The 12,046-nt window shown below is 67.2% G+C and carries 11 protein-coding genes; 7 read left to right on the forward strand and 4 right to left on the reverse strand.

Features of this window, described 5'->3' with window-relative positions; genetic code table 11:
• Window positions 1-34: 34 nt before the first annotated feature.
• A complete protein-coding gene (locus ACU0DV_RS20645) occupies window positions 35-1,603 on the reverse strand; it encodes an ABC transporter substrate-binding protein (protein ID WP_446242390.1) in 1,569 nt (522 codons plus the stop codon).
• A gap of 173 nt (window positions 1,604-1,776) precedes the next feature.
• Between ACU0DV_RS20645 and ACU0DV_RS20650 the strand changes: the two genes are divergently transcribed.
• From ACU0DV_RS20650 to ACU0DV_RS20675, 6 genes are read left to right on the forward strand one after another with little or no spacing between them, the layout of a single operon-like run.
• Window positions 1,777-2,778, forward strand: a complete 1,002-nt coding sequence (locus ACU0DV_RS20650) for a GntR family transcriptional regulator (protein ID WP_370314095.1) — start codon at window positions 1,777-1,779, stop codon at window positions 2,776-2,778.
• Complete coding sequence (locus ACU0DV_RS20655) at window positions 2,775-3,476, forward strand: creatininase family protein (RefSeq protein WP_370314096.1); 702 nt, start codon at window positions 2,775-2,777, stop codon at window positions 3,474-3,476. Before ACU0DV_RS20650 ends, ACU0DV_RS20655 begins: the two co-directional genes overlap by 4 nt.
• Window positions 3,473-4,483 (forward strand): ketopantoate reductase family protein, encoded by a 1,011-nt coding sequence (locus tag ACU0DV_RS20660; protein WP_446242391.1) that lies wholly within the window; start codon window positions 3,473-3,475, stop codon window positions 4,481-4,483. The genes ACU0DV_RS20655 and ACU0DV_RS20660 overlap by 4 nt, the downstream gene beginning before the upstream one ends.
• Window positions 4,474-5,217: an SDR family NAD(P)-dependent oxidoreductase gene (locus ACU0DV_RS20665; protein ID WP_446242392.1), complete on the forward strand. Its 744-nt coding sequence runs from the start codon at window positions 4,474-4,476 to the stop codon at window positions 5,215-5,217. The genes ACU0DV_RS20660 and ACU0DV_RS20665 overlap by 10 nt, the downstream gene beginning before the upstream one ends.
• On the forward strand, window positions 5,214-6,110 hold the full coding sequence (locus ACU0DV_RS20670; protein ID WP_446242393.1) for a polysaccharide deacetylase family protein: 897 nt from the start codon (window positions 5,214-5,216) through the stop codon (window positions 6,108-6,110). The genes ACU0DV_RS20665 and ACU0DV_RS20670 overlap by 4 nt, the downstream gene beginning before the upstream one ends.
• A gap of 3 nt (window positions 6,111-6,113) precedes the next feature.
• Entirely contained in the window at window positions 6,114-7,049 is a 936-nt protein-coding gene (locus tag ACU0DV_RS20675; protein ID WP_446242394.1) for an isoaspartyl peptidase/L-asparaginase family protein, read from the forward strand.
• A gap of 47 nt (window positions 7,050-7,096) precedes the next feature.
• Here the strand turns inward: ACU0DV_RS20675 and ACU0DV_RS20680 are convergent, their stop codons facing one another.
• The 3 genes from ACU0DV_RS20680 to ACU0DV_RS20690 all read right to left on the reverse strand — a co-directional run bounded on the left by ACU0DV_RS20680 (window position 7,097) and on the right by ACU0DV_RS20690 (window position 11,024).
• Window positions 7,097-9,046: a TRAP transporter permease gene (locus tag ACU0DV_RS20680; protein WP_446242395.1), complete on the reverse strand. Its 1,950-nt coding sequence runs from the start codon at window positions 9,044-9,046 to the stop codon at window positions 7,097-7,099.
• Window positions 9,047-9,120: 74 nt separating this feature from the next.
• The gene (locus ACU0DV_RS20685) at window positions 9,121-10,071 is read right to left on the reverse strand and encodes a TAXI family TRAP transporter solute-binding subunit (protein WP_446242396.1); all 951 of its coding nucleotides are present in this window, start codon (window positions 10,069-10,071) and stop codon (window positions 9,121-9,123) included.
• A gap of 80 nt (window positions 10,072-10,151) precedes the next feature.
• On the reverse strand, window positions 10,152-11,024 hold the full coding sequence (locus ACU0DV_RS20690; protein WP_446242397.1) for a fumarylacetoacetate hydrolase family protein: 873 nt from the start codon (window positions 11,022-11,024) through the stop codon (window positions 10,152-10,154).
• 147 nt (window positions 11,025-11,171) lie between these two features.
• On the opposite strand from ACU0DV_RS20690, the gene ACU0DV_RS20695 reads away from it, so the two are divergent.
• Window positions 11,172-11,846 carry a FadR/GntR family transcriptional regulator gene (locus ACU0DV_RS20695; RefSeq protein WP_446242398.1) on the forward strand — a complete coding sequence of 225 codons (675 nt, stop codon included), beginning with the start codon at window positions 11,172-11,174 and terminating at the stop codon, window positions 11,844-11,846.
• Window positions 11,847-12,046 lie beyond the last annotated feature (200 nt).

Genomic DNA, 12,046 nt, shown 5'->3' on the forward strand with positions numbered 1-12,046 from the left:
CGGAGTGAAGGCCGGGCGGACCCGGCCCGCGGGGTTATTGCGCCGGAGTGATCTCGTAGGCGCGGGTTTCCTGGTCGACGCGGGGCGAGAAGGTCAGGGTGGCGTCATCCGCGGCCCAGACCGTCTGCAGGATCACCGTGGGGATCAGCGCGCGGTCGTCCATCGCGATGAAGGACGCCTCTTCATAGAGCGTGCGGCGCTTGTCTGCGTCAAGCGTCTGCGCGCCCTCGTCGAAGACCTTGTCGAACTCGGGGTTGGAGTAGTCCGTCCGGTTGAAGTTGCCGAAGCCCTTGTCGGCATCCGGGGTGCGGATCATCGCGCCGTAGGTATAGGCGGCCTCGCCCGTCAGGGTGCCCCAGGCGGACATCGCCATGGAGTATTCCTTGCGCGCTGCGGCGGGGAAGAAGACGGTGCCGTTCAGCGCCTGCGCGTTCACCTTCAGACCCAGCCGGGACCACATCTGCGCCAGCGCCTCGCAGACCACGGCATCGCCGGGCACGCGGTTGTTGGTGCAGGTGAAGTCGATCTCGAACCCGTCCGGGTAGCCCGCTTCGGCCAGCAGGGCCTTGGCCTGCTCGATGTCGTACTCCTTGGCGCCGATCTTGTCGGTGTAGCCGAAGAAGCCCTCGGGCATGAGCTGGTTGGCCGGCGTGCCGAGACCTTCGAGCACGACGTTGACCAGCACTTCGCGGTTGATTGCGAGGTCGAGCGCCTTGCGGACGCGGGCGTCCTTCAGCGGGTTCTCGTCGATCTCCTCGCCGTTGACCTTGACCTTCTGGGGCAGGGGCTCTGCCTGGCTGGGCTGGACGTTGAGGATGTAGATGGAATCCGACACGAAGGTTTCGAGGTCGGAGTCGTTCTGCATCGCGAGGTAGTCTGAGGCCGGCACGTAGTTGATCAGGTCGACCTCGCCCGAACGCAGGGCCGCCACGCGGGCCGCGTCGTCGGGGATCTCCTTGCGGGTCACGTTGTCCCACGCCACTTCGCCGCCCCACCAGCCGTCGAACTTCTCGAGCACGAGGTCGCCCTTCGGCTCCCAGCTGACGAAGGTGAAGGGGCCGGTGCCGATGGCCTTCTCGCCGGAGTTGAACTCCTCGTTGCCCGCTTCCATGCCGGTCTCGGACGGCACCACGAAGAGGCGGGTGAAGTCGTTCGGCAGGGCGGGGGCGATGCCCTTGGTCTTGATGTGCAGGGTGTAGTCGTCCACCACTTCGACGCTGTCCACGTACTTGGTGTAGAGCGTCATCGGCATCGGGCCGGTCACGACCGGAATGCGCTCGATGGAGAACTTCACGTCCTCGGCGGTGAAGTCGGTGCCGTCATGGAATTTCACGCCTTCGCGCAGCTTGAACTCCCAGGTGGTGTCGTCGATGGGCTCCCACGAGACGGCGAGGCCGGGCTTCAGCTGCAGCTTGGCGTCCACGTCGACCAGCGTGTCGTAGATGTGGCGCAGGGCCTCGGCCTGGCTGCCCAGGGTGGACCAGTGCGGGTCGATGGAATCCGGCCCGGCGCGGAGGCCGATCACCAGGTCTTCGGCCATCGCGGGAACGGCGGCCAGAAGGGCCAGCGCCGCGGTGGCGCAGCGTAGTCTGCGGATGTTCATTTGGTCACTCCCTGTGTTACATTATGGTGAAACACTACGGCGGGATTTTCGAATCGGTCAAGAGTGTTCTGTAACACTCCAGCGGTGCAAATCGTTGAAATGCCCGGTCTGCCTACATATTGGGCGCGATATTTTCGCTTGGCAGAGCCGGTGTTTTCGGCAAATGTTACAGTATGAGTGAAACACAGGTGCAAATGGAGCAGGCGCTGGATCGAATCGCGAGAGCGATCGACCGGAGCAGTTCCGTCTCGGTTTCGGTGCAGTTGCGCGGGGCCATCGAGTTCGGCATCGCCAGTGGCGAGCTGCCGGCCAATGCCCGTCTGCCCTCTGTCCGGGCGATGGCGGCGCGCTGCGGGCTGTCCCCTGTGACGGTCAACGGCGTCTATACCGCGCTGCAGGAGGCGGGCCATATCGAGGCGCGCGTCGGCTCCGGCACCTTCGTCAGCGGCAACGGTCCGGCACGGGCGGGCGGTGCGCAGCTTCGGCTGCTGGACCGCAAGATCGCCGAGCTGGTGCGCCTTGGCCGGCAATGCGGGATCGGCCCGGCGGAGCTGTCCATGCGGATTGCCATCGCACAGCCCGACCCGCGCCTGCCGATGCGCCTGCTGCTGGTCGGCAACTTCCACGACGCGACAGAGGCCTATGCCGCCGCGATCCGCCCGGTGCTGCCGGACGGCGACACGATCCGCGCCGCGACCCTCTCGGAGATCACCGCACGCCCGCCGGAGGACGTGGACCTGATCGTCGCGCCGCGCACGCTGCGCACGCAGGTCCAGCCGCTGTTTCCCGAGCTCGACATCGTCGACCTGACCCTGATCCCGAACGAGGCGACGCGCGTCGCGCTGGCCTCCATCCCGACGGAGGCGCGGGTCGTCGGCTACACCTACTTCCCGTCGTTCCTCACCATCATGAAGGCGGGGATCATGCGGTTCGCGCCGCATGTCTCGGACCTGTCCATGGCGGTGCGCGGCGAGGAGGGGGCCGAGGCCGCCATCGCCGCGGCGGACGTGCTGATCTACGCCACCGGGGCAGAGTACCTGCTGGACCGCATCAGGGACGGGCAGACCGCCTTCGAGTACCGGCACACGCCGGACAACCAGTCTATGCGCCGTGACCTGCTGCCCGCCATCGAGGCCGCCCGGGTCGCGCAACAGGAAAAGGACGCCGTTACATGAGAATATCCGAAGCCAACTGGTTCGAGGTGGAACGCTACCTCGAAAGCGACGACCGCTGCGTGCTGCCGCTCGGCTCGACGGAACAGCACGCCTACCTGTCGCTGTCGGTGGATTCGATCCTGTCGGAGAAGGTCGGCGCGGATGCGGCGGAACCGCTGGGCGTGCCGGTGTTCCCGGCGGTGCCTTACGGGCTGACGCCGTACTTCATGGGCTTTCCGGGCAGCGTGTCGCTGCGGCTGACGACCTACGCGGCGCTGGTCCGCGACATCCTCGATTCGCTCTACAAGACCGGGTTCCGCCGGGTGCTGATCGTGAACGGCCATGGCGGCAACAGCCCGGTGCAGCCGGTCACGATGGAGTGGATGGAGGCCAACGAGGGCGCCCGCTGCCGCTTTCACGACTGGTGGCGCGCGCCGAAGACCTGGGCCTGCGTACAGGAGATCGACCCGGTGGCGAGCCATGCCAGCTGGATGGAGAACTTCCCGTGGACGCGGCTGCCCGGGCGCGACATGCCCGAGGAACAGAAGCCCTTCGTGCCCTTCGACAAGCTGCGCGACCGCAACGCTGCCGGGGTGCGCGAGCTGATCGGCGACGGCAACTACGGCGGCGTTTATCAAAAGCCCGACGCGGACACCGACCGGCTGTGGTCCGTCGCGGTGGAGGAGACCCGCGCGCTTCTGGAGGGCGACTGGTCATGACCACGCTGATCTGGGGCGCGGGCGCCATCGGCGGCGTCATCGGGGCGTACCTGGCGCGGGCCGGGCACGCGGTGCACATGGTGGACATCGTGGCCGACCACGTCGAGGCGATGCGCACCTCCGGATTGAGGATCGAGGGCCCGGTGGAGGAGTTCACGCAGGTCCTGCCCGCCTCCACCCCCGGGGAGCTCACCGGCATCTTCGACCGCATCGTGCTTGCGGTGAAGGCGCATCACACGGCGGGCGCGCTTGAACAGCTTCTGCCGCACCTTTCGGAGACGGGCTACGTCGTCTCGGCCCAGAACGGGCTGAACGAACGGGTGATCGCCGAGCGGATCGGGGCGGAGCGGACGCTGGGCTGCTTCGTGAACTTCGGCGCGGACTGGATCGGCCCGGGGCAGATCCTCTATGGCAACCGCGCCGCCGTCGCGGTGGGCGAGCTGGACGGCCGCATCAGCGCCCGCGCGCAGGCGGTGCACACGCTTCTGTCGATCGTGGAGCCGGAGGCGGTGCTGACCGACAATATCTGGGGCTATCTCTGGGGCAAGATGGGTTACGGGTCGCTGCTGTTCTGCACGGCGCTGACGCCCGACAGCATGTCCGACGCCATGGCCCGGCCCGAACACCGCGCCGCCTACGAGGCGCTGGGGCACGAGGTGATGACGCTGGCCGCGGCAGAGGGTGTCTCGCCGCTCGGCTTCAACGGGTTCAATCCGAAGGCCTTCCTCGCCCGCGATCCCGAAGGGATGCGCGTGGCGATGGAGACGATGATCGCCCACAACCGCAAGACCGCGAAGACACACTCCGGCATCTGGCGCGACCTTGCCGTGCGCAAGCGCAAGACGGAGGTGGACGCGCAGATCGGCATCATGGTCGGCCTCGCCGAACGCCACGGACTGAAGGTGCCGGTGCTGGCCCGCATGGTCGAGCTGATCCACGACATCGAGGACGGCCGGCGAGAACAGTCCGCCGCCCTCGTCGACGAGCTGGTGCCGCTGTGCGTGTAGATCTGACGGGCCAGGTCTTTGCCGTCACGGGCGCGGCGCAGGGAATCGGTGCCGCGATCTGCGGCGCGCTGGCAGAGGCCGGGGCCAGCGTCGCCGCCGTGGACATCGACGCGGACGGGATGCAGGGGCTCGACGCCACGCTGCATGCCGCCGACCTTGGCACGCGCGCCGGAGCATGGTCCGCGATGGAGGCGGTGCTGGCCGAACATGGCCGGATCGACGGTCTTGTGACCTCGGCCGGGGGCGTGCGCGGGCAGGTGGGCCGCCCGATCGAGGACGTCTCGGAACCCGACTGGCACGCGATCTTTGCCGCCAACGTCGACGCGGCGATGTGGTGCGCGCAGGCGGTGGTGCCGGACATGAAGACGCAGGGCAGGGGGCGGATCGTCACGATCTCGTCCGGGGCGGGGCTGCGGCCCAGCCTGACGGGCATCCAGGCCTATGCCTCTGCCAAGCACGCGCTGGTCGGGCTGACGCGGCAACTGGCGCTGGAACTGGGGCCATCGGGGATCACGGTCAACTCGGTCGCGCCGGGCTTCGTCATCTCGAACCCCTCGACGGCCAGACAATGGGACGCCTTCGGCGCGGAGAAGCAGAAGGCGGTGCTGAACGGCATCCACATGCGCCGGCTGGGCCGCCCCGAGGACATCGCCTCGGCGGTCTGCTTCCTGTGCGGACCGCAGGCGGAATGGATCAGCGGACAGGTGCTGTCCGTCGACGGAGGACACGCATGAGCAGCAACCCCTGGGAATGGGACGAACCCACGTGGCGCGGCAAGGTCGAGGCGGTGCGCGCGGGCCGCAGCCTTCTGCCGGAGCGCTGGCCGAACGGCGCGCGCTGCGCGGTGGCGCTGAGTTTCGACAGCGACCACGAGACCAACGAACTGCGTGACGGCGGCGACTCCGTCGCGCGGCTGAGCTGGGGCGAATACGGCACGCGGCGGGGCATCCCGCGCATCCGGTCCGTTCTGGACCGCTTCGGCGCGAAGGCGTCGTTCTTCGTGCCCGCCGTCTCGGCCCTCCTGCACCCGGAGGAGCAGGCGAGCCTGGCCGCCGAGGGGCACGAGATCGGCCTGCACGGCTGGATCCACGAGCGCAACACCGACGTGCCCCCCGTGGCGGAGCGCGACCTGATGCTGCGCGCCGCCGACACGCTGGAGCAGATCACCGGCGTACGGCCCGTGGGGATGCGCACACCGTCGTGGGACTATTCCCCGGTGACGCTGCAGATCGCGCGGGAGCTGGGGCTGCTTTACGACAGTTCGCTCTTTGCCGATGACGACCCCTACGAGATCCTCGATCAGGGCGAGGCCACGGGCATCGTCGAGCTGCCGGTGGAATGGATCCGGGACGACGCGCCCTATTTCATGATGAACCGTTTCGGGGCGCAGCGGCCCTACACGCCGCCTTCGGACGTGCTGGACATCTTCCGGCGCGAGTTCGACGGCGCCTATGCCGAAGGCGGGCTGTTCCTGCTGACCATGCACCCGCACATCTCCGGTTACCGGTCCCGCATCTTCATCCTCGAGGAACTGCTGGATCACATCACTTCGAAGGGCGACTGCTGGGTCGCCACACATGCAGAGATCGCCCGCTACTGTGCCGAGACGGCCGGGCTGAAAGGCTGAGACATGACCGAGAAACGCTATGCCATCGCCATCCACGGCGGCGCCGGGACCATCCTGAAATCCACCATGACGCCGGAAAAGGAAGCGGCCTACAGCGCGGGGCTGGAAACGGCCCTTGCTGCCGGTGAAGCGGTGTTGCGCGATGGCGGCAGCGCGCTCGACGCCGTGACGGCGGCGGTCTGCGCGCTGGAGGACGAACCGCTGTTCAACGCGGGCCGCGGCGCGGTCTTCACCACCGCGGGCAAGCAGGAGATGGACGCGGCCATCATGGACGGGCGCGACCGCGCGACCGGCACCGTGGCGGGCATCTTCGGCCCGAAGAACCCGGTGAAGCTGGCGCGGCTGGTGATGGAGACGACGCCGCATGTCTGCATGATCGGCGAGCATGTGCTTGAGCTGGGCCGCAAGGCGGGGCTGGAGTTCGGCGAGCCTGACTATTTCTTCTCGCAGGCCCGCTGGGACGCGCTGCAGGACACGCTGGCGATGAAGGCGAAGGGCGAAGAGGACGACGATCCGGCGCGCCGTCACGGCACGGTCGGCGCCGTGGCCTGCGACCGCGAGGGCAATGTCGCCGCCGCCACCTCCACCGGCGGTTGGACCGGGAAGATGCCGGGCCGCGTGGGCGACACGCCGATGCCGGGCGCCGGGAACTTTGCCGAGAATGCCACCTGCGCGGTGTCCGGCACCGGGCATGGCGAGGTTTTCATCAAGTACACCGCCGGGGCGGAGATCGCCGCGCGGATGCGCCACCGGGGCGAGACGCTGGAACAGGCGGCGCGTCACGTTGTGATGGAGGACCTGGGCAAGAACGACGGGTCCGGCGGCGTGATTGCGGTGGATGCGAAGGGCAACCTGACGCTGCCTTTCAACTCCGAAGGCATGTATCGCGGCTGGGCCCGGGAGGGCGGCGAGCGCGGGGTTGCGATCTACAAGGGCTGATTGCGGAAGCGGCGCGCGGGGGTGATCCCGCGCGCCGGTCCATCTGTTTAGCCGGCCTGCTGGCCCTCTGTTTCGGACGGTTCGGGCCTTGGCGGCCTGGGTTTTGCGGGCAGCATGGAAGCGGCGAAGATCGCGGCACCGCCCGCGACAAGCCCGGCCAGGTCCATGATCCACGAGCTCGGGAACAGGAGCAGGAGCGCCGACACCCCGAACAGCACGCGCGGCACGACAGAGATGCGGCCGCCGACGGGTGCGCTGCCCTGCAGGCAGATGGCAAGCGCGACGCTGCCGAGCGCGTAGAGCAGGCTGGACGTCACGATGGCGTGCCATTCGCCCTGCATCAGGATCTCCGGCACGTAGACGAAGGTGAAGGGCATCAGCACCAGCGTGGCCCCGAACTTCAGCGCGGCAAAGCCGGTCTTCATCGGCGGCGCCCCGGCGATGGCCGCGCCCGCGAAGGCGGATACGCAGACCGGCGGCGTGATGTTCGACAGGCAGGCGGCGTAGAACACCGCGAGGTGCGCGGCGACCGTCGGCACGCCGAGCTGGATCAGCGCCGGTGCCGCGACCACCGACAGGATGATGTAGGATCCGGTTGTGGACGACCCCATGCCGATGATGATCGACACCAGCGTCACCAGCAGAAGCGCGATGAACAGGCTGCCGCCGGAGAAGTCGATCAGCACCGCCGAGAACTTCAGCCCCAGCCCGGCCAGGACGATGCCGCCGATGATGACGCCCAGCGTCCCGATGGCGGCCCCTGCCGAGGTGTTGCTGGCCGCGCCCCCTGCGAGGGCCTGTCCGATGTCGCTGGGCCCCATGCGCGTCGCCTTGTTCCGCCATGACAGCACGGCGGCGGCGACGGTGCCCCAGAAGGCGCAGAACTCGGCCGAGTAGCCCCAGAACAGCAGTCCGATCACCGTGCCGAGCGGCAGGAAGAAGTGCCAGCCTTCCTTCAGCACCTTGCGCAGGCTGGGGATTTCCTTTTCCGGCAGTCCCTTGAGGCCCAGGCCCACCGCTTCGAGGTCGACCATTGACAGGAGGAAGAGGAAGAACAGGCTGGCCGGGATGACGTTGATCAGCGCGATGTAGAGGTAGCTGGTTTCCGTCAGCGTCGCGAGGATGAAGACGCCCGCGCCCATGACCGGCGGCATGAACTGCCCGCCGGTGGAGGCGATGGCCTCGATGGCGCCGGCGTGGTGCGGCTTGAACCCGGTGCGCTTCATCAGCGGGATGGTAAAGGAGCCGGTGGTGACCACGTTGGCGACGGACGAGCCCGAGATCGACCCGAAGAGGGCGGAGGTCATGACGGCGATCTTGGCGGGGCCGCCGCGCCACTTGCCCGCGACGGCGGTGCCGAGATCCATGAAGAACGCCCCCGCGCCCGAGCGTTCGAGGAAGGCGCCGAAGATCATGAAGGGAAAGACGAAGGTGGCGAAGGTCGCCGTGACGACGCCGAACAGTGCCTCCTGCGTGGAGTAGGTGAATTCGAGGATGCGCTCCACCGACATGCCGGAATGAGCGAGGCGGCCGGGCAGGTACGGCCCGAAATAGAGCTGCAGCAGGAAGATCACCGCGAGGATCGAGATGATCGGGCCAAGCACGCGGCGGCTGGTTTCCAGCATCAGGACGATGGCGATGCCGCCCATCACCAGATCGTACTGGTTGGGCGAGGAGACGCGGAAGATGGCATAGCTGACGTACTGGTCGATCCAGTAGCCGATCGACAGGACTGTGAGGCCGATCAGGACGAGGTCGACGATGCTGGGCCTGTGCGTGGGCGAGCGTCCGTGCGCGGGATACAGCAGGAAGACCAGAACCGAGGTCAGCATCAGGTAGACGCCGCGGTTGCTTTGCGTCGACACCAGCCCGAAGCCGGAGGTGTAGAGGTAGAACAGCGAAAACCCGATGGCCGTCAGGTTGAAGGCCAGTGCCCAGAACCCGGTGAGGCTGCGCTTTGCGCCCTTCGCCTGGAAGAGCCACGAGAAGTCGAGCATGAATGCGTCCTGCGATAGAGCGGAAAAACGCCCCGGCCGCATGGACCGGGGCGCGGTCTTTCAGGCGGTCCGGATCACTCCGGCCACTGTCCCTGTTCGCGGTAGTAGGCTTCGGCGCCGGGGTGCATCGGTGCGCCGAGTTTCTGGAAGTTGGCCACGTCGGGCTTCATCTGCGCCCAGGCCTTGTGACCGGCGGCCAGTGCGTCCTGCTTGGCGTAGGCGGCGGCGACCATGCGCTGGACCACGTCTTCGGGCACCCGCTCATGCGCGACCCAGTAGACCGTCGTGAACGGCATGTCGGTGGCCGGCACGCCCTTGTAGGTGGTCTCCGGCATGGTGCCGGTGTGGTAGAACGGATAGGTCTCGCCGATCTGGGCGAGCTGGTCTTCGGTATAGGGCAGGACGGTGATGTCGCGCGTCTCCGCCAGTTCGGTCACCGCCGCGGCGGGCGAGGACGACTGGCAGAAGGCGTCGATCTGGCCGTTGCCAAGCGCGCGGCCCGCGTCGGCGAATGTCATCAATTGCGGCTCGATGCTGTCCAGAAGGCCAAGCGCCGTCAGGATGTTCGAGCAGTTGAACACCGTGCCCGATCCCGGCGGGCCGAGCGCGACCTTCTTGCCGTCGAGGTCGTCGAGGGAACTGATCCCGCTGTCGCCCAGCGTGACGAAGTAGGTCGGGCCCTCGTAGGCCATGGCCACGCCGCGCAGCATGGTGCCCTTGTCGCCGCCCTCGAACGGGCCTTCGGGCGCTTGCGACATGTAGACGTGGCTGCCGTAGACGATGCCCATGTCGAGCTCGCCCTTGATCAGGCGCTTGGCGTTCTCGGTGGAGCCGCCGGTCGTGACCTGGGTGATGTTGACGTCGGGCAGGTCCTTGGCCAGCTCGGTGCCTGCGACACCGACCATGTAGTACATCACGCCGCCGGGGTTCGATCCGCCCCACGCGACTTCGGTCGATTGTGCCAGTCCGGGCGATGCGAGCGCGGTCAGCGCTGCCGCGGAGACGGCGAATAGTGTCTGTCTCATGATGGTTCTCTCCTCCACATGTTACCGGCGGCCTGTGCCGCCGCTTGTTCGCGGCCCCGTTTTCCGGGGTCTTCCTTGCCTCAGGCGCCCCAGCGCCCGCAGGTGTTCCTGAGCGTGCCGATCCCGTCGATCTCGACCTCGACCACGTCGCCGGGCACGAGGTACTTCGGCGGCTTGAAGCCGATGCCGACGCCCGCGGGCGTGCCGGTGGCGATCACGTCGCCCGGCATCAGCGTGACCCCCTGCGAGATCGTCGCGATGATCGTCGGGATGTCGAAGATCAGCAGGCCGGTGTTCGAATCCTGCCGCAGCTCGCCGTTGACGGTGCAGCGGATGGCGGTGTCGGCCACGTCGATTTCGTCCGCGGTCACGGCCCACGGCCCCATGGGGCAGAAGGTGTCCTGCGACTTGCCGACAAGCCACTGGCTGTAACGGCCCTGCAGGTCGCGCGCGGTGACGTCGTTGACGATGGTGTAGCCCCAGATGTGCTCCATCGCCTTGTCCTTGCCGATCCCGCGTCCGCCGGTGCCGATGATGACGGCCAGCTCGGCCTCGTAGTCGATGGCCTCGGACACGTCGGGGTCGATGAGGACGGTCTCTTCCGGCCCGACGACCGATTCCGGGACCTTGGAAAAGATGATCGGTTCGCTGGGGACCGCGCCCTTGGCGGCGCTGGAATCGAAGCCGCTGTTCGAGAATTCGTGCGCATGGTCGAAGTAGTTCTTGCCCACGCAGAAGATGTTGCGTGCGGGCCGGGGCACGGGGGCCTCGAGCCGCACGTCGTCCAGCGCTACGGCGGCGCCCGTCGCGGGCAGGGAGGGGCGGCCGATCAGGCTCAGCGCACCGCGCTGCGCCTCGTCCGCCGAAAGGTCCAGAGGCGAGACGGTTCCGGAGGCCACGTCGACGATCCCCACGTGTCTTTGCCCATTGTACTGGTATGTCGCGACCTTCACGTGCGCCTCCGATTCCCGAATTGGTTTATTTTGGTTCATTTAATGGTACAAATAAGGTGGCGGAATAGCAAGAAAATTTCCGAACATCTTGAAAGACATGCGAAACGCTGTCAGATTGGGTCACAATTGGATCAATAAGGACGGATGATGCGGGGCAACGCGGACAGCATTGCGGAGGCATTGCGCCGCCGGGTCGCGGCGGGCGAATGGACCGGCGGCAAGCGGCTTCCGACGGAGCGCGAGCTGGCGGAGCAATATGGCGTGGCGCGCAACACCGTGCGGCGGGCCTTCGATCTGCTCGAAGCGGACGGTTTGCTGGCGCGGCACGTGGGGCGCGGCACTTACCTGCGGGAGGAGCCGACCCAGGGCATCGCCGAGATCGTACGGCGGATGGAGGGCACGTCGCCCGCCGACATGATGGAGGTTCGCCTGCTGCTGGAACCCGCCGCGGCGGGCTTTGCCGCGACCAACGCCAGCGCCTCGGATCTGGCGGCCATCGGTGCGGCGCATGAAAGCGCGGTCGCCGCGCAGGATATGCCGACGTTCGAATACTGGGATGCGGAGTTCCATCACCGCATCTTCTCCTGCACGCGAAACGACCTCTTGCGGGAGTTCCACGAGGTGCTGCGCGTCTTGCGCGACCAGCCGAAGTGGTTCGAGATGAAGGCCCGCAGCTTCGCGGAGGCGCGGCGTCTGCATTACTGCCAGGAGCATTCTGATATTCTCGCCGCGCTGAACGCCCGTCATCCGGAACAGGCGGCGGCGGCGATGCGCGCGCACCTGCTGACCGTGCAGCAGAACCTTCTGGGCCGTCCGGATTAGGCGTCGCTGGGCGCTACGGCGCGTTAGTATTTACATAATCCAACTTATAGGAGGCATCGGTGTACGCGCAAAGTTAAAGTGTCCCACATCTGCAAAGTAGAAGTGTCACACTCTGCCCCGATGAGAACAGGCAGAGGTTGCGGGCATGGGATGGGTTTTGATGAGCGAGCGCGAGCTGAACCGCGTCGAGGTACTGAGCC

It is taken from the genome of Sagittula sp. (genome assembly GCF_052825245.1).